This window comes from Bernardetia aquimarina, assembly GCF_042180575.1.
GTDB lineage: Bacteria > Bacteroidota > Bacteroidia > Cytophagales > Bernardetiaceae > Bernardetia.
The window spans coordinates 674,500-699,609 of sequence record NZ_CP170094.1 but is presented as its reverse complement, the minus strand read 5'-3'; the positions used below and the strand labels follow the sequence as shown (position 1 = coordinate 699,609).

20 protein-coding genes are annotated in these 25,110 nt (G+C 30.9%); 12 read left to right on the top strand and 8 right to left on the bottom strand.

The genetic code is table 11. From position 1 onward, the window contains the following. Positions 1-15 precede the first annotated feature (15 nt). The 3 genes from ACE193_RS02830 to ACE193_RS02820 form a co-directional block, all read right to left on the bottom strand. The gene (locus tag ACE193_RS02830) at positions 16-1,221 is read right to left on the bottom strand and encodes a hypothetical protein (protein ID WP_375561509.1); all 1,206 of its coding nucleotides are present in this window, start codon (positions 1,219-1,221) and stop codon (positions 16-18) included. Between the two features lie 353 nt (positions 1,222-1,574). After that, positions 1,575-2,273 (bottom strand): hypothetical protein, encoded by a 699-nt coding sequence (locus ACE193_RS02825; protein WP_375561508.1) that lies wholly within the window; start codon positions 2,271-2,273, stop codon positions 1,575-1,577. Positions 2,274-2,318: 45 nt separating this feature from the next. After that, complete coding sequence (locus ACE193_RS02820) at positions 2,319-3,536, bottom strand: hypothetical protein (protein WP_375561507.1); 1,218 nt, start codon at positions 3,534-3,536, stop codon at positions 2,319-2,321. A gap of 218 nt (positions 3,537-3,754) precedes the next feature. Here ACE193_RS02820 and ACE193_RS02815 point away from each other — a divergent pair, with 218 nt between their 5' ends. Further along, complete coding sequence (locus ACE193_RS02815; RefSeq protein ID WP_375561506.1) at positions 3,755-4,405, top strand: histidine phosphatase family protein; 651 nt, start codon at positions 3,755-3,757, stop codon at positions 4,403-4,405. A gap of 49 nt (positions 4,406-4,454) precedes the next feature. On the opposite strand, the gene ACE193_RS02810 is transcribed toward ACE193_RS02815, so the two are convergent. Next, positions 4,455-4,892: a DUF4296 domain-containing protein gene (locus ACE193_RS02810; protein WP_375561505.1), complete on the bottom strand. Its 438-nt coding sequence runs from the start codon at positions 4,890-4,892 to the stop codon at positions 4,455-4,457. A 480-nt stretch (positions 4,893-5,372) separates the two neighbouring features. On the opposite strand from ACE193_RS02810, the gene rpsU reads away from it, so the two are divergent. Both rpsU and ACE193_RS02800 read left to right on the top strand, forming a co-directional pair. Continuing rightward, positions 5,373-5,570, top strand: a complete 198-nt coding sequence (gene rpsU, locus ACE193_RS02805) for a 30S ribosomal protein S21 (RefSeq protein ID WP_338766118.1) — start codon at positions 5,373-5,375, stop codon at positions 5,568-5,570. Positions 5,571-5,741: 171 nt separating this feature from the next. After that, on the top strand, positions 5,742-6,518 hold the full coding sequence (locus tag ACE193_RS02800; RefSeq protein WP_375561504.1) for a DUF481 domain-containing protein: 777 nt from the start codon (positions 5,742-5,744) through the stop codon (positions 6,516-6,518). 46 nt (positions 6,519-6,564) lie between these two features. Here ACE193_RS02800 and ACE193_RS02795 read toward each other — a convergent pair whose 3' ends face one another. Next, on the bottom strand, positions 6,565-6,909 hold the full coding sequence (locus tag ACE193_RS02795) for a MazG nucleotide pyrophosphohydrolase domain-containing protein (protein WP_375561503.1): 345 nt from the start codon (positions 6,907-6,909) through the stop codon (positions 6,565-6,567). A 177-nt stretch (positions 6,910-7,086) separates the two neighbouring features. On the opposite strand from ACE193_RS02795, the gene gldA reads away from it, so the two are divergent. The 4 genes from gldA (at position 7,087) to ACE193_RS02775 (ending at position 13,205) form a co-directional block, all read left to right on the top strand. Further along, positions 7,087-8,013, top strand: coding sequence for a gliding motility-associated ABC transporter ATP-binding subunit GldA (gene gldA, locus ACE193_RS02790; RefSeq protein WP_375561502.1), 927 nt, complete (start codon positions 7,087-7,089; stop codon positions 8,011-8,013). 162 nt (positions 8,014-8,175) lie between these two features. Continuing rightward, the gene (locus ACE193_RS02785; RefSeq protein WP_375561501.1) at positions 8,176-8,439 is read left to right on the top strand and encodes a hypothetical protein; all 264 of its coding nucleotides are present in this window, start codon (positions 8,176-8,178) and stop codon (positions 8,437-8,439) included. After that, entirely contained in the window at positions 8,439-8,807 is a 369-nt protein-coding gene (locus tag ACE193_RS02780; RefSeq protein WP_375561500.1) for a type II toxin-antitoxin system VapC family toxin, read from the top strand. Before ACE193_RS02785 ends, ACE193_RS02780 begins: the two co-directional genes overlap by 1 nt. 105 nt (positions 8,808-8,912) lie before the next feature. Next, entirely contained in the window at positions 8,913-13,205 is a 4,293-nt protein-coding gene (locus ACE193_RS02775; RefSeq protein ID WP_375561499.1) for an AAA domain-containing protein, read from the top strand. Here ACE193_RS02775 and ACE193_RS02770 read toward each other — a convergent pair. After that, positions 13,174-14,127: a hypothetical protein gene (locus ACE193_RS02770; RefSeq protein ID WP_375561498.1), complete on the bottom strand. Its 954-nt coding sequence runs from the start codon at positions 14,125-14,127 to the stop codon at positions 13,174-13,176. The genes ACE193_RS02775 and ACE193_RS02770 overlap by 32 nt on opposite strands. A 402-nt stretch (positions 14,128-14,529) precedes the next feature. On the opposite strand from ACE193_RS02770, the gene ACE193_RS02765 reads away from it, so the two are divergent. The 5 genes from ACE193_RS02765 to ACE193_RS02745 all read left to right on the top strand — a co-directional run bounded on the left by ACE193_RS02765 (position 14,530) and on the right by ACE193_RS02745 (position 19,799). Then, positions 14,530-15,459 (top strand): PfkB family carbohydrate kinase, encoded by a 930-nt coding sequence (locus ACE193_RS02765; protein WP_375561497.1) that lies wholly within the window; start codon positions 14,530-14,532, stop codon positions 15,457-15,459. Between the two features lie 119 nt (positions 15,460-15,578). Further along, positions 15,579-16,169, top strand: coding sequence for an SPOR domain-containing protein (locus ACE193_RS02760; RefSeq protein ID WP_375561496.1), 591 nt, complete (start codon positions 15,579-15,581; stop codon positions 16,167-16,169). Between the two features lie 220 nt (positions 16,170-16,389). Beyond that, the gene (locus ACE193_RS02755) at positions 16,390-17,829 is read left to right on the top strand and encodes a hypothetical protein (RefSeq protein ID WP_375561495.1); all 1,440 of its coding nucleotides are present in this window, start codon (positions 16,390-16,392) and stop codon (positions 17,827-17,829) included. Between the two features lie 137 nt (positions 17,830-17,966). Next, complete coding sequence (locus ACE193_RS02750; RefSeq protein WP_375561494.1) at positions 17,967-18,365, top strand: hypothetical protein; 399 nt, start codon at positions 17,967-17,969, stop codon at positions 18,363-18,365. A gap of 141 nt (positions 18,366-18,506) precedes the next feature. After that, positions 18,507-19,799, top strand: a complete 1,293-nt coding sequence (locus ACE193_RS02745; protein WP_375561493.1) for an FtsX-like permease family protein — start codon at positions 18,507-18,509, stop codon at positions 19,797-19,799. Between the two features lie 255 nt (positions 19,800-20,054). Here the strand turns inward: ACE193_RS02745 and ACE193_RS02740 are convergent, their stop codons facing one another. After that, the gene (locus tag ACE193_RS02740; protein ID WP_375561492.1) at positions 20,055-23,933 is read right to left on the bottom strand and encodes a T9SS type A sorting domain-containing protein; all 3,879 of its coding nucleotides are present in this window, start codon (positions 23,931-23,933) and stop codon (positions 20,055-20,057) included. A gap of 152 nt (positions 23,934-24,085) precedes the next feature. Beyond that, positions 24,086-25,105 carry a hypothetical protein gene (locus ACE193_RS02735; protein WP_375561491.1) on the bottom strand — a complete coding sequence of 340 codons (1,020 nt, stop codon included), beginning with the start codon at positions 25,103-25,105 and terminating at the stop codon, positions 24,086-24,088. Positions 25,106-25,110 lie beyond the last annotated feature (5 nt).

Genomic DNA, 25,110 nt, shown 5'->3' with positions numbered 1-25,110 from the left:
ATGGATTGTGTTTTTCTATCTTCTCTTATAATTTTTATAATGGTTTTTATGTTGGTTTTGATGATGATGATTTCTGTTTTTACTCTGTTTAGATATTTTTTGACTTTTTGTTAAGTCTATTGGACTGGTTAACTTTTCTAGCGAAACAGATTCATTTTCAGCTTTTGCTTTATAGCGAATCAACTCTTTTTTAGGTTCTATTTTTTTAGGTTCTTCGAAAATAATATCTGTATAAAGCATCAATTTTCTTTTCAACAAACGAATTCTATCAATAGGAAAATTAGTCAATTTAACCTGTGAGTGATTCGAAACTCCTTTTTTTGTTTTGGCTAATCGTATCAGAAAAGTAGTTATTCGTTCTTTTTTTGAAAAAATCAAAGGAATACTAATTGCCTTGTTATTTTTATCATTTTTTTTCAAAATTAAATTAATACAACAACTAGATTGATATTGAATTTCTATCTTACCAATGCGTGTAAGTTCTATAAAAATACCTTGTTGAATTTCCTCAAAATAGAAAAACAAACTATGATTGAAAATACCAAAAGTAATTGAGTTATCACTATTTTCATTATCGTTTCTTATGACCTTTTTTTTACTAAAAAAATTGTATTTATTTGCTACTACAAAGAGGAAAGCCACCAAAACATAAGATATGACTACCAAAACCTTTGATAATGTTGTTTCTATTATGGCAGAAAGAGGAAAAGCTGTAATAAATGCAAAGACTACAAAAATTATAACACCTTGCATTATGTCATCTTCCCAATTTCCTTTTTTTTCTATTTTTATCTCTTGCTCTGTTTTCCTTTCAGGTTTTCTTATCGCCTTTTCTAGTAATCTATTGTACTGTTCTGTTCCTTTTTTCAAAATTGGATCTAAGCGAATCTCTACTTTTTTATCTCTTGGGTTAAAATCAGAAAGCATTTCCAAATACTTTTCAAATGATACAGAGGAAGTCGTAAGCGTAATAAAATGAGGTTTTATAATCGAAACATTCAATAACAAGGGTTTAGAAATAGGAACAGAGTTAAGCGTTTTGGTCTGTCCACAATGTTTTCTATCCATATATTCCCACGAATCTTTGAAAAAAGCAGACTTACAAACTGCACAAAAAACAACCTCGTCATTTGCTTGAATCAAATCTCCTGTAATGGCATCTTTTCGTTCTTCTTCTAAAAAAGATTTGTGTAAATGGCTGTTTATTTTATGTATGTTCATTTTCAAAAGTGATATTTGGATATAATCTTAGGCTATTTTGCAAAGAAACTTTTTGGTTAATGGGAAAATTAGTAACTACTATTTTTGAAGGGTTTGAAATCTCTTTATTGGACAAACTTAATTTCATCAAAAATTTTATTACTCGTGAGTTTTTCGAAAAAACCAAAGGTATTTCTATTTCCTCACTAGCTTTTTTATAGCTTTTCAAAACTAAAAGGACATAACAATGTGCTTGATATTTAATTTCTATTTCAGATATTTTTGCTAATTCGACAAAAATTGCTTGTTGTAATTCTTCAAAATAAAGAAATAGATTGTGATTGAAGATACTAAAAGTAATTGAATCTTTGTATTCAAACTTGTTTTGTAGATTTCCTAAACGAATTATTTTCCTTTTGTGTTTTTTTCCCTTTTGAAATTTCTCTTTTTGCTCTAAATTTTTCTTTTATTGAATCTATAGCCTCTTGAATGAGTGCTAAAATAAGAAAGAATAAAATAATGGCAGGAAATACTTTAAGTACGGAATAATCTTTGGGGATAAAATAAACAATACCGATTAGCACTAGAGCGATAATTAGAGTTGTAGAATTTACAAGTGATTCGTCTTCAACTTGAGTAGTACTTAGAGTAACTTTATCTTGTTCTATTTTCTTTGTAGTTTTTTCAAGTAGATTGGTGTATTCTTGTGTTCCTTTTTTTACAACAAAATCTAATAAAATATCTATTTTTTTATCTTTTGGATTAAAAGAAGAAAGTAGATCTAAACATTCTTCAAAAGAAGTAGAAACATTTGTAAGCGTAATAAAATGAGGTTTTATACTCGTAATATTCAATAACAAAGGCACAGAAACAGGAACTTTTTTAAGTGTTTTAGTTTGCCCACAATGCTTCCTATCCATATATTCCCACGAACCTTTCAGAAAAGCAGACTTACAAACTCCACAAAAAACAACCTCGTCATTTGCTTGAATCAAATCTCCTGTAATGGCATCTTTTCGGTCTTCTTCTAAAAAAGAGTGGTGTAAATGACTGTCTATTTTATGAATATTCATGTTTTTTGATGAAAATGTTTTTTATTGTACTGTCTAATTCAGATTTTAGTTCTTGTTTCTCTGTTTTTTTCTCATTTTTTTTCTTTCATTTACTCTACTACTTTTCAATTCTCTTAATGTAGATTTTTTATAATCTTCTGTTTGGGTTTCTGTTGAGTTTTGTATAAATAGAAAGTTTTTATAACGGAATGATTTTTCTTTGTAATTCCTTATTATGCTAGAAGGAAAATCTATCAATGTCATTTTTGTTTTACTAGAAAGTTCTTTTTGCATTTTTCCCAACTCCAACAAAAATAAGTCTAGTTCTTCTTTATTCAAAAAGACTAACGGAATAGTTACCTCAACATCTTTTTGTTTGTGTTTTATTAGTGTAATATACCAATACGTATCGGATTGATAATTAATTCTAATTTGATCAATTCGTGTAAATTCTAGGAAAATAGCTTGTTGTGCTTCTTCAAAATAAAAAAACAGACTCTTATCAATCATTCCAAAAGTAACAGCATCGTGATTATCTGAAGAATGCATGCTTTTGGGTGGAAATTTATGTATTACCTTATTGCTTATTTCTTCCTGTTCTGAAATATCCTTTTTGTTTTTTTGCTTATCTTCTTGTTCAAACGAAGCATATTTTAAGAATTTATGTATAAGAAAATAAATTACACTTATAATTACCAAAGACAAAACTATTCCCCAAGTCCAACCTAATTTTACAAACTCGTTCAGTTTTAGTAATGTTATTGGTAAAAAAATAACTGATACTCCCAAAGTGCCTGCACAAGTATTAAATAGATGCTCATTTATTATTTCAATAGGCTTGTAATTTTCTCTCATCTCATCTCCTATGCGCTTACTTTCTATTCTTTTACATTGGTCTAATAACTCATTGTATTTTACCGTTCCTTTCTTAAAGTCTTCTTTCAAATAAATAACTGTCTTTTTATTGCTTGGCTTGAAAGTAGAAAGAAATTTTTGACACTCTTTAAAAGAAATATCTGAATTTATGAGCGTAATAAATTTAGGGATAATTTTGAAAACGCTAAGTGATAAAGGCTGAGAAATAGGAACAGAATCAAGCGTTTTGAAGTCATTACAATGCTTTTTACCCATATATTCCCAAGAATCCTTCAGAAAAGCAGATTTACAAACTCCACAAAAAACAACCTCGTCATTTGCTTGAATCAAATCTCCTGTAATGGCATCTTTGCGTTCTTCTTCTAAAAAAGAGTGGTGTAAATGGTTATCTATTTTATGAATATTCATGTTTTTTGCTCTGTAATTCTACTTATTTATCAATTTGTAACATAAAATTAGTACAATTCTTGAAACTATTTTACTTAATACAGACGTTATCTATTTAGTTTTGTTTGGGTAAATTGTATCTATATTTGACTTATAAACAAAAAAGCCTCATACAAAACTAAATTATCTAACAAAGATTTATAAAAAACAATACTCAATTCACTAAAACACAATTCATTATGAAAATTTCTACTCCAGATAAAATTATTTACATTATTAGGCACGGAGAAACTGAATACAACCGACGAGGTTTGGTTCAAGGCTGTGGTATAGATTCCGATTTAAACGATGTAGGAAGACAACAAGCAGATTTATTTTTTCAAAAACATGGAGAAACAAAATTTGATAAAGTCTATACCTCAATGCTCAAACGAACGCATCAAAGCATACAAAATTTTTTAGATTTAGAAATAGCATGGGAAAAACTTGTCGGACTAAACGAAGTTAGTTGGGGCGATAAAGAAGGCAGACCTATTACAAAAGAAGAAAATGATGCTTACTTTAAAATGTTAGAAGGTTGGCGAAATGGCGAACTTCATCTAAAAGTACCAAAAGGAGAAAGTCCTCTTGAAGTAGCCGAAAGGCAAAGAGAAGCATTAGAGGTAATTCTTTCTCGTCCACAAGAAAAAAACGTTTTGGTTTGTATGCACGGACGAGCAATGCGTATTTTGCTCTGTCAGCTTATGCGACAACCGATTTCTAAAATGGATGACTTCGAACATTCAAACTTAGGACTTTATGTTCTTCATTATCATTATGATACGCATAGTTTCGAACTGCAATTAGCCAATGATAGAAGTCATTTGGAAGAAATGAATGTTTCTAAATAATCAGAATATCTCATGCATGGGAATAGTGCATGAGATTTTTTATAAAAACTTACTCTACTCTCAGAGAATCTTTACGAGCCTGCAAAGTATCTTCTACAATGAATAAAAGAAGCTCTGAACGTTTTGGCATTTTCATATAATAATTATAGTTTTTCATAAAGTAGTTAGAATCAATTTCATGCTTTTTATAAATATTATATCTGTATTTTTCAAAACGCATCAACTTTGATTCTTTTGGGTCGTACTGTTGCACTACGGCAGATTCAGCCGTCAGAATATCAGCAATTATTTGTACAAATTTTTCTCTAGGCAAAATACTATCAGGCAATTCTTTTGAAGTAGAAAAAAAAGACTCATTACTTTTCTTTTTTTTACCTCCACAAGAAGAAAAAATAGCAATACTACTAAAAATCAAAAGAAAAAGTAAAGGAAAGTTGATTGTGTTTTTTTTATAGAAACCCTGTAAGCTCATAAATATAAATTTCATAGAAAGTTTTTTTGAATAAATAGTTTACAAAAATGCGATAAAATCTAGTATTTTTCTACTCACTATGTCATTTTTGATAAAGCAATTAAGGAAAGAAGAGAATTTTTAATGAAAATTGAGAATATTTACTTTAGAATCCATAACTCTACTCTTTTTTATAAAATTAGGCGTGATAAAATTTGTAAAAATAATAGATAAAAACTAACTTTGCAGTTCGCTAAAAGAAACAATGCAGATTTTTTTGTAGTTCTATTAGTAGAAGTTTTAATAAAAGAACAAATTAAAAAAGTAGTTAGTAGGAGCTAATTACACCATTATAAAACTTTATATATTCTATTTTAAATCTAAATTTTGTTATAATTTATATCAAAATATAAAAAAAATAGAATAGAAAAATATTATTTTTTCTCAATGATTACTCCTAAGTAATTAAAGAAAAATTCAAAACTCATTTATTTCATTTAATAAACTCATTTTTATATGTTATCTATCAATGTAAAAGACAACGAGTCTATCGACAAGGCTCTTAAACGTTTCAAGAAAAAATTCGAAAAAGCTGGCGTTTTGCGTACAGTTCGTAGCCGTAACTACTTCGAAAAACCATCTGTAAGCCGTCGTACTGAAAAAATCCGTGCAGCTTACCGTCAGAAAATGCAAATGCAAGACGAAGAAATGTAGAAATATTTTAGAATTATTCTTTAATTCTAAGAAAGTTCTATCACATTTTTATTAAAAAAAGGCTTTTATTTTTTAACTTACTTGCTAAGTTGATAAATAGAAGCCTTTTCTGTTTAATTTAGTAAAGCCGACTTTTTTTAGTCTGTTTATTTATTATAAAATTTTAAATAAATGAATTTTATCAAGCAACTATTTTTTACTGTTTGTATTTTTATTTTAATACAAACAAACTTGTCTGCTCAAATCTTAAATATAGAAAAAGAAAGACAAGAAATAGAAGTAACTGATTCGACAGTTTGGAGAGGAAACTTTATTTTTGGATTTGATTGGACACGCCAACAAAACACTGTATTACAGTTTGATAACGATGATTATTTACTTCTCATGACACCCAAACATGCCTATATTTGGATAGCTCATATCAACCTTATAAAATCAGAAGGAAAAAATGTTATTAGTGAAGGTTATTTTCATCATAGAATTAATTTTTGGAGAAAAAAGAAACTTTCGGCTGAGGTTTTTGCACAATATCAATACAATGAAACTAGAGGACTTATAAATCGTGGGCTTATAGGAGCAACTCCACGTCTAACATTAAAAAACTCCGAAAACTTGGATATTGCTATCGGAACAGGTGCAATGTACGAATGGGAAGAATGGAAACTTGAAGAAAATTATGAACTTACTCGGCTTGTAAAATCTACCAACTATATAAATTTTCATGCGAAATTTAATGAAAATACAGAGTTAATGTTTATCACTTATTATCAAGCTCGTTTTGATATGTTTTTTCATCCTCGCATTAGTGGTGATGCAAATTTTAGAGCTAGACTTTCCAAACATATTTCATTTAACTTAAAGTTTGTGCCTTATTACGATGCTGCGCCTGTTATTCGTATCGAAAAATGGAATTATGAAGTTACTTCTGGAATTGGTATCCAGTTTTAGCAAACACAATAAAAAACTTCTAACTTCTTAAATCTGACTTCTAACTTTATTGATTCCATTCTCTACTTTCATTTTCTTTATTTTTATCTCTAAAAGCTTGTGCTAAATCTATCTCAAAATGATTCGAAATATCTAATAGATAATTCAATACATCGGCAAGTTCGGAGGCTAGTTCGGCTTTTGTTTTTTGTTGTTTTTCTTCTGAATCTTGTGCTTTTTGAGTGTGTAAATTAGTATGATTTCGAATAGCCTTTGCTACTTCTCCAATTTCTTCTGTCAAGAGCAAAAAAAGCTGTGAAGGTGAGTTTTTGTCCCAACCTCTTTCTATACAAAGTTCTTTTATGTATTTTTGAAATTCGTTTAAATCGTTTGTTTGTGGTAAATTTGGCATAGAATAATAGTGATTAGTTATTAACGTTTAGTGATTAATAGAAATACAATTCATTCAAAAGTAATTAAAAATTTGATTTTTGATTTAAAAAAATGTATTTATCCTATATTTCATCCTATAAATCTTATAAATCATTTACCAATCCTACCCTAGCATTTTCGTTTACTCAATTTCAAAATGATAAAAATAACAAATCTCACAAAACTTTACGGTTCACAAGCTGCTGTCAATAATCTTTCTTTGGAAGCCAAAAAAGGAGAAATTTTGGGTTTTCTAGGACCAAATGGAGCAGGAAAATCTACAACGATGAAAATAGCAACCTGTTATATGGCTGCAAGTAGTGGAAATGTAGAAGTTTGTGGAATTGATGTAGCTCAAAATCCAAAAGAAGTCAGAAAAAAAATTGGCTATCTAGCCGAAAATAATCCTCTCTATTCGGATATGTATGTAAAGGAATATCTAGCTTTTATGGGGAAATTTTATGATTTAAAAAGTGTAAATCTGAAAAATAGAATTGATGAAGTAATTCAGTTAGTAAAACTAGAAAGAGAATCACACAAACAACTTCACCAACTTTCAAAAGGTTTTCAGCAGCGTGTCGGACTTGCACAAGCACTTTTACACGACCCAGAAGTTTTGATTTTGGACGAACCAACAACAGGACTAGACCCAAATCAGATTGTAGAAATTCGTCAAGTAATAAAGAGTATTAGCGCAGAAAAAACGATTATTTTTTCTACCCATATTATGCAAGAAGTTCAAGCTCTTTGTGATAGAGTTGTGATTATAAATAAAGGCGAAAAAGTGCTTGATACATCAATAGACCAACTAAATGATAAACTTAAAACGGAATTAAATCAGAATGAGTATGTCGTAAATATCGAAACGGAAAAGCCCATTTTAGAAGAAGAATGGAAAAAAATTGAGGGAATAGTAAAGGTAGAAATTAATCAAAATGAACCTAAAAAAGTCAAGTTATTTACGCAAAGTGATTTAAGAAAAGAAATATTTTTACATTCTGCTCAAAATAATTGGATTCTTTTAGAAATGCAGCAACAAACGCAATCTTTAGAAAATGTTTTTCATCAGCTTACGAACAACTAAAAAATCCTTATTAACAGTGAAGTTTCAACCTTTAGAAAAAAATGAACTTGAAATAGGAAAAGTTAGACATTTTAATTTTGAAGATTTAAAGAAATAAAACTTTACTCAAAAAATATGCGTTATTTTTACAACTACTTTTTTTGAAAACTAAACTAAAAAACGATGAAAAATATAACCATTCCAGAAGAAGAATATCTAGCCTTAAAGCAAACTATCAGTGAACTACAAGAAAAAATTAGCTTATTAAAAGATGAAGAGTTCATAAAAAAACTGCAACGTAGTTATCAACTTTTTGTGAGTACAGAAAACCAAACAGATAAAAAAATTCCTCATTTGTCAATAAAAAGAGGGTCTGGAAAAAATGTAATACGAAATATGAGTGATGATTTTGATGCTCCTTTAGAAGATTTTAAAGATTATATGTAATGGAAATACTTTTAGATACACATATTTTGATTTGGCATTTGACAAATAATTCTAGACTTAGCAAAGAAAAAAGTGCTTTTATAGAAAATGCAACTCACAAAAAATATATCAGTATAGTTAGTTTGTGGGAAATAGCTCTCAAAAATAGCTTGGGTAAATTAGAGGTATATATTCCTTTGAATAAAATGATTCCAAAGGAGGTTATTTTGTTAGACATAACTATCCCTCATTTAGAAGTTTTACAAAAGCTACCTTTTCATCATAAAGACCCTTTTGATAGAGTTATCATTAGTCAAGCTATTTCAGAAAATCTACTTTTAATGAGCGAAGATGGAAATTTTCCTTTTTATGATGAAGAACTAATATAAAAAGTATGTTTATTATGTAAAAAGAAAAGCTTTTATCTACAATTTACCGTTTTTGATGTCTCTCCACCTTGCCGTTGTTGGTGTCCCACCAACGACATAAAAACTATGCAAAAACACAAACTTTTAGAAATCTATCAACGCAGACTGACCAATCTTTCGGGTAAAAACCGTTCGCTTTGGCTTCCTAAAATCTATAAGAATTCATTTTTAGATATAAATGAACTTGATTTTTTACTGGATAAAAATAAATCTGCCTTTTCAGTTGTTGAAAGTTTGTTATCAAATAAAAAAAATATTCCAATTTGTAGTCTTTCAGATGCTAGAGATTCTAAAACCAATCAAATCAGCCGACAATTAAAGGGAATTGAGCGAAAGACAACTTCTATTTTTGAAGAAAGTGGAGCATTCGATTTGTATGTCGGTTTTCCGTTTGTGGAAGGAAAGTTATTTGATGATACAGTTGTGCGTTGTCCACTTTTGTTTTTTCCTGTAACCTTGGAAATTAAAAACAGGAAATGGCAAATTACGCAGCGAACTGATGCAGGAGTTAGTTTTAATAAAGCCCTTTTACTGGCGTATTCTCATTTTAATGAAACTGAAATTTCAGATTCTTTTTTAGAGGAAAACTTTGAAGATTTTCCGAAAGATTCCTTAGAATTTCTGACAGAGTTATATAATTATTTAGAAAAAAGTCAGCTAGAAATTAATTTTAATCAAGAAACGTTTGCTCAAAAACTCCTTCCTTTTTTCTCTCAAACCAAACAAGATGCTACAAATCTTTTCGAAACAGGAAAATTAAAATTGATTTCTCAAGCCGTTTTGGGAATTTTCCCTCAAGCTGGTTCGTATTTGTATCAAGATTATGAAAAACTGATAAATAATGAAAAAACACCTCAATTAGAAGATTTTTTTCACGGAGATTTTGATAAATTTAATGATTTTGAAAAGTTTAAAGGAACTGAATATCAAGATGAGATTTTAAAAAATAATTCAGTAGAAAAATACATTTCAGAAGAAGAAATTTTTGCGCCTTTTGCCCTTGATGCTTCACAAGAACAGGTTTTGAAGGCTGTCAAAAATAATAATTCGTTTGTCGTACAAGGACCTCCTGGAACTGGAAAATCTCAACTGATTTGTAACTTAGTTAGTGATTTTGTGGCGCAAGGAAAAAAAGTTTTAGTTGTTTGTCAGAAAAGAGCAGCTTTAGATGTAGTTCAGAATCGTTTGAAAGAAATAGAAATTTCAGATTTTATTGCCCTTGTTCACGATTTTAAACAGGATAGAAAAAACATTTATGAGCAAATAGCAAATCATATTCAGAATTTAGAAAGCTACGAAAAGCAAAATAAAACGCTCAATGCAATTCATTTGGAACGTAATTTTCTGAAAATTAGTAGAGAAATTGATAGCCTTACCAACGAATTTGAAAAGTACAGAACAGCTTTTTTTGATGAAAAAATTGCAGGAAAATCAATCAAAGAATTATATCTAAATGCTGATTTAAAGAAAGAAAATATTGAATTATCACACGTTTCTGATTTTTATTTTGATGATGAATTTGATTCTAATATTGACATTGAACCGTCGTTGAGACTTCGCCATCAACGAGGGATTATAAAGTTTAGAAAAAACTTAAAAACATATATTCGTCTTCAAAATAATTATGATAATCCAACTTATATTTTATCAGAAAGACAAAGTTTTGCAGGTTTTACAGAAGAAAATAAAAAGGAAATTCTATCGCTTTTTACAGACATTCCAACTTTCAAAAAAGGTAGTGAATCAAAACTTTCTACACTTTTAGGTAAAACAATTTCATACAACCAAGCTAAAAAATGGAGTGAAAAAGTTCCTCAATGGAAACAAGCTGTCAAAGAACTCAAAGACGATAATTTATGGCAAATTTTTAAGGAAAGTCGTTTTTATGAATTCGAACAACCTGAGTGGATTAATGAATATATAGAAATTTCTCAAAAAGAAAATATAGCTGCTTCATTTGCAAATGCAGAAAAAAAATGGCTTTCAGAAAAAGAAAAAGATTTGTTGAGTTATTTTCATTTTGGAGGAATGGAAAAATTTTTAGAACACAGAACTCTCAAAGAAGCTAAATTCTTATTAGAAGAATACAAAAAACAAAAACAGTCTTTTTTTAGAAAAGTGTGGAAACGAATGGCTGCACCAAAAGCCGAGAAATTTACAAAAGAGTTTTTAGAGAAATACAAACGAAAAGATACAATAAAAGATATAGATTTTCTTCTAAAAAAAATATCAAAACGTAATCGTTTCGAACTCAAAATGATTGCTATGCAGGCAGTAGAATGGGTTTCTGAACCTCCAAAATCAATCGGACTTAAAAAAAATGAGCTTAAAAATTGGTTTTCTACCCATCGAAAAGCCTTAGATTTGAAACTTCTTTTGGTAGAACTTATAGAATACAGCCGTATTTTTTTAGACAAACATATTACGCATCAAGATTTGAATTTGTTTTTGGAGGAGTTTGTAAACATTCTGACAGAAATTGATACAGAGGAAAAAAAATGGCAAAATTATTTAACAAATAATCAAATTGAGTTGCTTTTAAATGAAAATAAATCTGAAAATCAAAGTAAAGAAATAGATGAAATAAAATCTACTATTCAATCTGATTTTGATAAATTGGTAGAATTAGACACGCTAAAAAGTAAATTTTCAGAAGCAGAACTAAAGACGATTGAAGAGTTAAAAAATTATTTTTCTGAAAATGAAAATAATCAATTTAGTGAAGTTGAAGTTTTAGATTTATTTGATAATTCCATTCAAATTAGTTGGATAAATGAATTAGAAAAACGCTTTCCAGTTTTGAAAACGGTAGGTTCTCAAAATTGGAAAGAAAATGAAGAGCGTTTAAAGAGTTTGGTTACTCAAAAACAGCAAATTAGTGCCGATATTTTGCGCTTAAAAGTAAAAGAAAAAACGTATAAAGACATAGAGTTTAATCGTTTGGGCAACCGAACAACCTACCGAGATTTGGAACATCAAGTAAAGAAAAAACGCAGTATTTGGGCATTACGCAAACTTTTATCTAATTTTTCTGATGAAATTTTTGGACTTTTACCCTGTTGGTTGGCTTCTCCTGAAACGGTTTCTGCTATTTTTCCACTCGTTCAAAACTTTGATTTAGTGATTTTTGATGAGGCTTCTCAATGTTTTGCTGAAAAGGGAATTCCTGCGCTTTATCGTGGCAAACAAAGTATTATTGCTGGTGATGAAAAACAGCTTCCTCCACACGATTTGTATCAACCTCGTTGGGAAGAAGATTTGGATAAGTTAGATTCAGAAGTACTAAATTTTAATGATTTAGATGATGAAATCAATGAAAGTCCCACACTTGCTTTAGAGGTAGATTCGCTTTTGGATTTGGGTAAAAATTATCTTCCTTCTTTTGAATTGAATGGACATTATCGCAGTCGTTTTGCTGAACTGATAGCCTTTTCGAATTATCATTTTTATGGAAATCGTTTGAAAGTTGTACCAGATTTGAAGATGATGGAAGAATATAAAGATTCTACACCAATAGAATATCTAAAAGTAAACGGAACGTGGTATCAAAACCAAAATCAAGAAGAAGCGCAAAAAGTAGTAGAGTTAGTTAATAAATTACTCAAAGACGAAAAAACGAGTAAAAAATCTATTGGAATAATTACATTCAATGCAAAACAGCAAAATCTAATTCGTGATTTATTAGAGGAGAATTTGGAAACTATTCCAGAAGATTTATTTATCAAAAATATAGAAAATGTACAGGGCGATGAGCGAGATTTAATTATTTTTTCTGTGGGTTATGCGCCAAACATGAGTGGGAAATTTCGTTTAAGTTTTGGTTCTTTAAGTCAGCAAGGAGGCGAAAATCGTTTGAATGTAGCAATTAGCAGAGCTAGGGAAAAGATTTTTGTGGTAAGTAGTATTTTTCCTCATCAGTTACCTGTTTTGGAAACGCATAGCTTGGGTGCACAACTTTTGAAAAAATACTTATCCTTTGTTCATTCGATTTCAGAAGGGAAAAGCTGGCATCAAATCAATTTTGAGAATGATAATTCAACTGTCGCTCGTGAAACACAAGCAACAGAAAATAATTTGATGCAAAATAATTATTTTTCAAATCTAAAAAGTACAATTATTTCAAATAATGAAAATTCAGAAATAGAATTTTCTCAAAATACTTTTTCGGTGATGGATTTAGTTATGCTTTCAAATGAAAACAAGGAAATACTAGCAGCCGTTTACACAGATGACGAACGTTATTTTGCTTCTTATTCTGCTAAAGAATTTCACGTTTATTTGCCTATGCTTTTAGAGAAAAAAGGTTGGAAAGTGAAGTTTTTTTGGTCTAAGGATTATTTTTCAAGTGAAGAAAAATAGCTTTTTCTATTACCTCTAATTTCTTTTTATTTTTATAATTACTTTTAAGTTCATTCCAATAAAGACGCTGTTTGTTTTGATCTTCTTCTGCAACAGCAATATAAAATTTATATAGTGATTTACATTCTTTACAGGCTTCAGTTTTAATAAGCTCTTCTAATGTTTGGATATATAATGGCATGGAAAAATTTTTTACAATATTCAATTTTTTCATTAGAAAAGCCGTTTCTTGGTTAAACGGTAATGGAATTGATTGGTATATAGAATATGCCTCTTCATAGTTCTGTAAAGCTGATAATTTACTAATTTCAGTGAGTTTGATTAACGCCTTTCCTAATTTAGAATTTACATCATCACCATATTTTGCACGATTAGAAATAAATTTATCTAGAGATACACTTGCCAATTCACCAGACATATAAATTAAATAATCACAAATGACTATTTTTCCGTTGTCATTTCGTGTTAAAAATAAATCAAAGAAGTTCAACCCAGCAGTATCATTCCAAACAAATGAAAGAGGAAGGTAATTACCTTGCTGTTGTTTTGCTTCTATAAAATAGATTTGTAAAGAATCACTTGCAATATCTAAAGAGTTTGACATATTCTTGACAAAATTATCTTCTGCAATTCTTGAAACTTCTTTTACCCTAACTTGTGGATTCTGACGAGAATCAATGGATAAACGTTCATAAAACTCCTTGCCATCAAATAATGAATAAACTTGTGTTCCTTTTTTGTTTTGAAGGAGTTTTTCAATTTTTTCAGCTATTTTTTCTACTTCACTCTGAGGTAAAAAATCAGTTAGTTCTTCATGTTTTTCTGATTTAGGTTTTGAACAAGAAAAGAAAATAAATAACAATAATAATAAAGGAATGATTTTTATTATTAAATTTTTTCTATGAGGTGCTTTATTAAACATGTTTCAATATTATAATTAATAACTACAAATATATACTTACAAATCTAAGTAATTCATATCAAAATCAAGAGAACACAAAATACTAATCACATATCAATTTTCCATATCTTCTTCATTTTAGAGTTTACAAGATTATAAAAATTGTCTTCCTGCTCTGTCTTGCAAGGTGCAAGTGAGAGCCGTTGATACTTTCAAAACAAATGATTTGTAATTTAATAAGTGTATTACAGTTTGGTTTTACTTCTAAATTGACTGCCTTACTTTTGCAGGTCTAAATTTATTTGTAAATTTGTATTTTAATTTTTTAGAAATAATTAAGTAATAGAATTACGAAGTAATTTAATCAATTTTCATTCAGTAGTTACTTCTTATTTCTTACTTCATACTTCACAATTTGTATATATGAGTTTATTAGTAGTCGGTTCGGTTGCCTTTGATGCCATCGAAACACCTTTTGGTAGTACAGACAAAATTATTGGTGGTGCAGCCACTTTTATTAGCCTTTGCGCTTCTTATTTTACCAAACCTGTAAATTTGGTAGCCGTAGTGGGTGGCGATTTCCCAAAAGACAAAATCAAAATGTTAGAGTCGCATGGCGTAAATACCGAAGGACTACAAATCAAAGAAGATGAGAAATCATTTTTTTGGAAAGGAAAATACAATAATGACATGAATTCTAGAGATACACTTATCACAGAATTGAATGTTTTAGAAAACTTTGACCCAATCATTCCAGAATCGTATCAAGATTGCGAATATTTAATGCTTGGTAATCTTGCGCCACAAGTTCAGCGTACAGTTATCGAAAGATTGAAAAAACGTCCGAAACTTATTGTTATGGATACTATGAACTTTTGGATGGATGTAGCTTTGGAAGAATTGAAAAAAACATTGAAATTAGTTGATGTTGTTTCTATTAATGATGAAGAAGCAAGACAATTATCAGGAGAATATTCTCTTGTAAAGGCTGCTCGTAAGATTCATGCAATGGGACCTAAGTATGTAATCATCAAAAAAGGAGAACATGGCGCACTTCTTTTTGAGTTAAATAAAGAGGATGATAAAATTTATTATGCTCCAGCTCTTCCATTAGAAGAAGTATTTGACCCAACTGGTGCAGGAGATACTTTTGCAGCAGGTTTTATTGGTTATATGGCACAGCAAGGAACTATTGATTTCCAAACCATGTCAAAAGCAGTAGTCAAAGGTTCGGCAATGGCTTCTTTTTGTGTAGAAAAGTTTGGAACAGAGCGTTTGGAAAATCTTTCTTCAAAAGAAATTGCACAGCGTGAACGAAAATTTGCTGATTTAATAGGAACTGTATTTGTTTAATAAAAACTAAAAAGTTAATTTGGTAAATCAAATTTCTCTTAATAGAGAGATTTGATTTATTATTTTTGTAAAAAAAAGTAAATATAAATTTTAAGTCTTTTAATAAAAGTATAAAATTAGTGAACAAAATTATAAAATACCGTTTCTTATTACTATCATTCTCATTAGTTTTTCTAATAAGTTTGTCTAGTTGTGGAACTACTAGACCTTCTACATCTTCGACTGCTTCTGTATATAATGAAGATTTGGGAGCATTTAGAATAGCTTTAGCTACCTATAAAACTCCAACAAAAGAAATTAATAAAACAGAAAATACAGAAACGAATAATGTATCACAATCAAATGGAACGCCTCCTACTTCTGATTTGGAAGCCGTAGATAGAATGCTTTCTCGTTTGGCTGAAAAAAATTCTGAATTCAAATCTTTACCAGGGTATCGTATTCAACTTTACACAGGTTCGGATAGCGACAAAGCAAATGCCGTAAAAAATAAAGCAAGTTATACACTTTCTAGACATGGGCTGCGAGCTGAATCTGTTTATGAAGAGCCTTTATTTAAAATAAAAGCAGGACATTTTATTAGTCAGTTGGAAGCACAAAGACAACTTGTAGCTATAAAAGATGATTTTCCAGAAGCAATTTTAGTTCCTGATAAAATTAGCATGTCTATTTTACGAGCTAGATATCAAGACATAAAAGAGGAAGATTAAGGTAAAATTGTATTAACAAAGTACAAATTTTGCTTTTTTTGAAAAAAAATGACTAAAAAGTTGCTATAAAATTGTACTTTTTATTAATTTTAGGTAAAAAATAATATGATAGTTGATTAAGGCTCATTTTAATCACTCAAAATTCCTCAAACTTTTTTAGCGTTACTTTTCAAGCTACATTAAAAGAAGTACATCAAAAACGTACATTCAAGAAAATATTATGGCAAAACTCACAAATATAATAAAGCAATTATCTGAAAAAGATTACCAAGCAATATATGATTCATTAATCGTCAGTAATGCCGATAAATCTGCTTTTTTACTTAAAGCCTTACGAGAAAGAAATCTTGCAGATGGAAAAGTAATGACTGAACTAGATGTAAATACAAATGCGTATTACACATTACGTTCTCGCTTGAATCAAAAAATAGAGGAATATTTGTTGCAGCAAATGGAAAGTCCTCGTACTGATTTACTCAAAAAAGTAGCTAATATTAATGAAGTTCTTTTTACCAAAAAGAAAACAATCTCTATTGCTACAATCAAAAAATTAGAAAAGGAATTATTAGATTATGACCTTTCTAACGAACTTACTCTAGTTTATAAGGCACTCAAAAAACTTCATGTTCATTCTCAAGAACATTATGAGTATTCTCAACTCTATAATAAACATGTAGCTTATATGTTGGCTATTGATAGAGCAGAAGATATTTTATCAGATTATTTCAAAAAATTTGGAATTTATTCCATGACAGGCGACGAAGTAGAGCGTTTAGGGCTTACACTTCTCAAAAACGAAATTGAAAATGTGGCTCGTCTGTATGAATCTCATCGTTTGTTTGTCTATCAAAGTTGTATTAATATCTTTCACAGGTTATTTGTGGAAGGCGATGAAGGACTTACAGATGACGAAGAGCCAATTGAAGATATTTTGATAAAAGTAAATAAAATATTTGCTACCTACGAAAAAGATACAATTTATTATCATTTCCGTTTATTATTTGAGTTCTTGCGTTTGGAGTATTACAATTATTACAAAGTATATCGCAAAGCTGAGAAATATTATGAGGATGTAAACGAAGCAATTGGCGATTTACTGACAAATTATAGCTGGTACACCTATCCATCACAGTTTTTACATACCAAAATTGAGCGTTGCATTCGTGCTGGCGAACAGTCGTATATGTATGTAGAAAATGAAATGTTGTTTGCTGATTATGAAGCAGATGAAGACGACATGCCAAAGTATATTGAATATATTACGTATCGTGCTATTTCGTGTCATTATGCTGATAAATACGACGAGGCTTCTCGTTGGTTAAATAATCTTTTGAATAATGTCAATCTGAAAAAATATCCGTATGCTCAATTAGAAATAAAATCTATTTTGGCTTTAGAGTATGCAATTATGAAAGAATATGATTTATTTAATCAACTGATTAGTAGTATTCAGCGTCAGATTAGATTGATGGGTAAAGAGCATTGTGAACACGTTATCAATTTTGTCAAAATATTGAAAACGGCTGTTAATGATACCAAACGCAATAAACAACATAAAATTCGTGCAATCTTTAATAAAATGAAAGACCACGATAGAAAGCATTTTTCACCTACAAAATATATTTTGTTTGATGAAAAATTGATGGCTATGATTTGTTAAAAAGCTGTTTAACTGTGTTGCTTAATCAATAAAAAGGCGTGTTTTTTTTCTATTTGAGCTAATAACCTTTCGTTTTATCAAATTAGTTGTTATATTTCATTTATTATTCTTTCCTATAAACACTAATTTTTATTCGCATGGCTGGAAGTTATCAAGTAAATCATGTAGAAAACCCAAAAGGGAATTACATTAAAGTAGAAATGAAAGGCTTTTTGGTATTAGAAAAATATCAACCTTGTTGGTTAGAAGTATTGGATTTGATAGAAAAAAAACAAACCAATAAACTTTTGGTCGATATGAGCCAAAGTAAAGTAATTGCAGAAGAAAACCGAGATTGGCTCAAAGAAAATTATTTTCCGAAAGCTTACCAAGTTTCAGAGAGTAAATTTTTTAAAGTAGCTCGTATTGTGGCAGAAGATATTTATAATCAAATGTCTTTAAAGCAATTAGATACAATGAGAAATGAAGGTGATTATTCTGAAGAGTCTAAAAACTTCAAAACAGAAGATGAAGCTCGCAACTGGTTACTTGCTTAAAACGTTAGATTAAATCAAGAAAACAAAAATGATTTTCTAAACCTTATAAAATTAATCTTATTTTTATGATAAGATGATTTTATAAGGTTTTTTAATTACTAAAATACCAAAACAAAATAGATTTTGTTCTGAATAATTTTTATGAATACAGCTCTTTTTATTGCTCGTCGTTATTTTTTTGCTAAGAAAAAACGAAATTTCATTAACCTCTTGACTTTTATGTCTATGATTGGGGTGGCTATCGGAACGGCTGCTCTCATTATTGTACTTTCGGTTTTTAATGGACTAGAAAATCTAACACGGAAACTTCATACAGCCTATAATGCTGAACTCAAAATCTCAGCTAAAGAAGGAAAATCATTTGTTTTGAATGATTCTTTACTAACGACGCTCAAAAGTGTAGAAGGTATCCAAACAATTACAGAAGTGATTGAAGATAATGCACTCATTCAATATAAAGGAACACGAATGGCAGTTCATTTGAAGGGAGTTAGTGATAACTTTTCGGAGCAATATCAACTCAAAGAGCAAATTATTGATGGAAAATTCAAGATAAAAGAAGGAAATTTAGATTTTGCTCTTTTGGGATATGGGGTTTATACGATGCTTTCTGTGGCTATGAATGATGAAGTTACGCCTTTACAAGTTTGGTATCCCAAAAAAGGAGTAAAAAATATTTCACCTACCAATCCATTAAATGCCTTTAATCAGCAACCTATTATGACAGGTGGTGTTCTTTTTATCGAACAACAGTTTGACCAAAATCACGTTATTGTACCTCTTTCATTTGCTCAAAAATTAACTGACTATGGAGAAAATCGAACTTCTTTAGAAATCAAAGTCAAAGAAGGATTTTCAATCAATAAAGTTCAACGACAACTCAAACGAGAATTAGAAGATAAATCAGGGCTTTTAGTAAAAAATGCTGAAACCGAAACAAATGGAAAGTTCAAGGGAAAGTTTTTGGTAGAAAATGCAGAACAGCAACAAGCAAGTATTTTGAGAGCTTTTAAGATAGAACGTTTTTTTGCTTATATCGCTTTTTCGTTTGTTCTTGCGTTGGCTAGTTTTAATATTTTCTTTTCTTTGGCGATGCTTGCCGTAGAAAAACGTTATGATATTTCGCTTTTGTTTTCGATTGGTGCTTCAAAGTCTATGATAAGAAGGCTTTTTTATTTTGAAGGTTCTATAATTGCTTTTATTGGTGCAATGGTAGGAATTGTTTTGAGTGTTTCGATGATTTTGGCGCAACAACAATGGGGTTTTGTACCTCTAGGAAATGGAAATTCGATTGTAGAGTCATATCCTGTTGAGTTGGAATATTTAGATGTTTTGTGGGTGTGTATTACAGTAGTTGTGGTTACTATTTTGGCATCTTTTGTTCCTGCTCGTAATGCTTCTCATACTTCTATTACTGCAAATTTATTGAAATAATAAGTAGGGTTTTCTTATAAAAAAATGTTGTTGTTCGTGTTTTAGCAATACCAAAAACCATAATTTTTTTGGACGGATTTGATTATACATATAGGAATTTAGATATTTTTTTAGAAAAATAGACTTCTCATAAAACCTTTTAAGAAGATAAATAAATTGGTCTTATCGAACACTAGCAAATATCTTAACAAATAAAAACAAAAAAGACTGTCCGAAGAGGACAGTCTTTTTTGTTTTAGTTTATATAAATTACTATTACTCCACAATAATCGCTTTAGAATAAGTGTTTCCATTTTGATTAAAATGAATAAGATATATTCCTTTCGGCTGATTTTTGAGGTCAATGGTAAACTTCTGCCTTCCTTTTTCGAAAGCTTGTGTTTTGATGCTTCTACCGATGCCATCAAAAACAGTTACTTGCGTATCTGCTGATAAAGAAGTTCCAAAACGAACATTGAAAATACCTGTACTTGGATTTGGATAAATACTAAATGTATCTTTTTCTAGTTGAGTTGTTGCTTGAATTTTGTTTGGAATTCTAGCACCACTTCCACAAAAAGAAACGACAAAACTACCTGCTGATGCATTTGGTGTATGAATCGATACATCACCTACAAGTACATCCATAATCGCTGATTCTTGATGAATAAGAACATTATTTTTGAAATATTTAATCATATTTTCATCTCTTGCCACACTAAATTTATCCCCTACTTGATAAGTTGTACTTCCACCTGAAGTAGAGTTATAACCTGAATAAGCAACACCACTTGGAGTAAGATACCACGCATATTTGATGGAAGTATAGCTTGCAATCGTATTTGGAATAGCCAAACCAAACATATAAGATGCCTTTTGAGCAACTGTATTGAGGATAGAACCTGAACTACTTGCTGCTAACGTATTTGTTGTTGCGCCTGCTGACCAAGAAGCTGTAGATGTACTTTTAGTGACTGTTGTACCACTGACTGAAACCTCTGTTTGATTCACAAAAGTATTTTGGTAACTCAAAAAGACTGTTTTAGTCAATGTTCCATAACTACCTGTCGCTGTAACGGTGTAATATCCTCCATCTGTTTGAGGACTCAACGTTGCTGATGAACTTACTGTGTTATTTGCAGCATCTTTCCATTCATAAGTACTTGAAAAAACACCACCACTTAGACTGGCTGTTGCACTTACACCAGAACTAGGACAAGAAGCAGCAGAACTTGTTACATCAATAGATAAAGGACAATCCGTAAACAAGACTTGAGGTAAAATACCACTTCCTGTATGCATACTCACATCAGCAAGTAAACTTGAGTTACTTGGTGTGCTGCTTGTATAAAAAGAAGAACCATTTTTGGAATAATGAATACTACTTCCAAAACGTTCTACTTTGAAAACATCATTGGCTTGATAAGTTCCAAAATTACCTTTAAAAACACCTTTTTCATAAATGGAAACACTACCTGATGCTGTCAAGTAAATTGCATAATCAATAGAAGTATAACCTGCACCACCTTCTGCTTTAGAAACACCTATCATATAAGATGAGTTTGGTTGAGCAAGGAATACAATACCACCATCTCCCTCAAAAGAAACCGTAGAATTAGCAGAACTACTCCAACCATTGCTAGAACTGGTCTTCTTCAAATTCAATCCTTCTTGAGTAAAATCTGTCAAACCTGTCCAACTGAGAGATGCTCCCACTAAATAAGAAGAACTATAATCTATTCCTCCTTTTGAAAGTGTAAGTGTGTAGCCATTGGCTGGTAGATTGGATATATCTTCTGTAGTAACGGTTGAAAACCCAGGAGCTGACCAAGAATAGGTAAAACCTGTGCCTGTTACATCAATACTACCTAAACTAGAACCACTGCCACAATCAAAATCGGTAACAACAGACGAATAGGTTTCACCTCCTGTTGTTCCACAAAATGAATTTTGTAAAACTCCTGCTGTCCCATTAAGTGTATAAATGGAAACATCAGCTACCAAACGTTCTCCTGTAACCACTGTAGACTGATAAACAACAACTTCATTTTTATAGAATTTGATTTGATTTCCCTCTCGTCCTACTCTCAAATTATCGCCTACTTGATAAGCTACACCTGCTCCTGATTGAGCATTATAATTGGGATAAGCAATCCCATTTTTTGTAACATACCACGCATATGTAATGGAAGTATAGCCTGCATCTGTGTTGGATTTGGCTAAACCAAACATATAGGAAGTGGAAGTGGAAGTGGAAGTGATTGTGTTATTGACCCATCCATCTACTGTAGGACTCAACTGTTGGGTAGAATTAGCTCCACTTGTCCAGCCTTGTGTACCTGTTTTGGAGACAACATTACCTACAACAGAAACATTATTTTCATTTTCCCAAGTAATGATATTACCAATAACGACAGATTTACTAAGAACCAAACCAGCACTTGCAATAGTAGCTGTTACTGTATAAGTGCCATTCGGTTTGCCTGTGATACTAGCTGTAGTTTCTCCACCACCTGACCAACTATAGGTAACAGGAAGAACTTCTCCTACTAAACTTGCCACTGCACTGCCTGAAGTAGTAGCAGGACAACTATTTGAAGTCGTAGAAACTACTAAAGAAATAGGACAACTCGTAAATTGAACTTGAGGAATTGATGAAGAAGCATCAAACATAGTAGCACTCACAAATAAATCTGTACTTTTAGCATTGGTTTGAGTGCGAAAAGGAACACCATTTTTAGAGTACGTAATGGTTGTGCCACTACGAGTGATACGGAAAATATCGCCAGATACATAATTACCATGACTTCCTATATAATTTCCTTGTTGATAGACTTCTACTTCTCCCAGTCTATTTAGATAAATAGCATATCCAATATCCGAAAAACCAACAGTATTATTGAGATAAGAAAGACCAACAATATAGGAGTTTGTTGTTTCAGAGGCTGTAAATACAATACCTCCATCACCTATTACTCGTTCTACTGAATTTGCATCACTATCCCAACCTGTAGTAGCTCCTTTGACTAATTCTTTCTCTGCATTCACTGTAAAATTAGTCAAATCTGTCCAATTCAAATCATAGCCTACAAAGTAGCGTGCTGTATAATCAGTTCCTCCATCACTAATCGTAACTGTATATTCACCCACTGCTAATCCAGAAATATCCTCTGTAGTAGCTCCTGTATTCCAAAGATAAGTAGGACTTCCTGTGCCTCCTGTTACTGTTAAATCAATAGCTCCTGTGCCTCCTCCAGAACAACCTATATTTGTAATGGTAGAAGTGAAGGTAGGGGGATTAGATAAAGGATTTAACACATCAGAAAATGACCAGTGTTTCTGTAAGTTTGTACTTGCATATGTATATGAACGAGAAGACATATCAACAGAAGTATTCACAGAAGTCCATTGTCCAGCTGCTGTAGTAGTAGTAGAACGCCAAAGCTGCATTTGATTTAGATCTTTGCCATTATCTAAATCAGAAAGCCAACTAAAAGATAAATTACGAGAAGCATCCAAATCACTTATAAAAGACCAATAAACACCAATACCTGTATTTGTAGTATTAGTAATAGTTCCTTGTGTTCCTGTGTAACGAGTAAAGCTTACATCTCCTAAATCTGCACCTGCGTCAAAAGAAACACCCAAAAAAGTAGATAAACTACTTGTACCAATGTTATAGCCTTGTAGGGTTGCTGTTCCTATAATACGGTTTGCATTTGTTTCAACAGGATTTAAAGCTGTTGAAGAAAAGAAAATTGGAGCTGCTTCACTAATCAAACGACCATTTGTTAGGCTCAGAAGATTAGAAATAGTAATACTATTTTGTAGAGTGACATGATTTGCATTATTATTGATTTGCATATTATACAAAGAAATAGAATTTGTTCCTTGTATATTTTGCATGGTTGATCCAATAAAATAAAGTGTAGAGGCATTTGCTCCTATAAAAACGCCATTATTGAGGAGATTTTGGGTAAGACTCAAACTACCAAATAAATTGGTATGCGAAGCTCCATTTGTATTTGTCCATTCCCCCCCCCTAACAAAGCTGCTAGAGCCAATGGTTATTTTTGCACCGTCATTTTTGAGGTATTGAGCTTTTAGGGGCAAAATAAAGCCCAGTAAAAGCAATAGAATTATATATTTTTTCATAGAATAGAATTTAATAATTGTTATATAAAATTATTTAGTCAAGAATATGAATAATAAAGTATTTTATTTTATATACAGTATTTTAAAAATCACTGTGCTATAAAAATCAAATTACGACACTATTTTATACTCTTAAAAACAAGAAATAGTACTTATTCAATAGTTAAAGGACCTACTATAGTAGTTGGAACACCAGCAGTAGCTTTTGTGATTGATGTTAATATCCATCCATCTTTGTCACTTGTGCTTGTGCTACCACAATTTTGATCAGAGAGAGCCCATATATTAGTTGCACTAAAAAAATCTACAGCTATGGCTACTCCACTTGAGTTAGGATTAGCAACAGTGTAAAAACCACTACTTGCTCCATCATAGACTAGATACTTAACACCTCTTGCTGATCCTACAGAACCATTTAACATTCTTGTACCATTACAACCTGTGGTAGAATAATATATCTGTTCTCCTCTGAAAGTTCCATCCCATTGAACATTATAAATATATCCTGTAGAGCTTAATACAGTTATTTGACTTGGACTAACTAACAAAACCTCTCCTAATACAGTATTATTAGCATCTTTCAAAGTAAGTCCTGATGCTCCTCCTCCAGCAGCCGTTGCCCACTGTGTATTGTAGTTTGTTCCATCTACTTTTGTGAGTACTTGCCCTGTTGTTCCTCCTGTTGGTACACCTTGTCCAGCTACTCCTGTCGCTCCGTCAGCACCATTACAAACGAATTTTGTAAGTGTAGCATTTTCTTCTCCTGTATCTAGTGTTCCATTACTATTGATGTCTAAGCCATATTCTACTTTGATACCACCATTCGTACAGTTTGCTCCTGCTGGTTCAGTTGTAGTTTTGCTCAAGGAGTTGAGACCATCTTGTCCTGCTACGCCTGCTGCATTAATAAATGTCCAAACTGTTCCATTATAATAATAGAATCCTGCTGTTCCATCTGTTTGATAAATAAGTAACCCTGTTGCTGGGCTAGAAATAGCTGTTTTTTGTGCTGCACTCATTCTAGGAGCGAGCATGCCTTTTGTTGTAGATTTAATATCTAAAATAGCAGAAGCATTAGCACTACTATTATCTTCATTGATTGCAACACCTTGGGAAAAAGCCACATGGCTTGCAAAAAGAAGAGAGGCTGAAAGTATAAGTTTTTTGAACATAATAG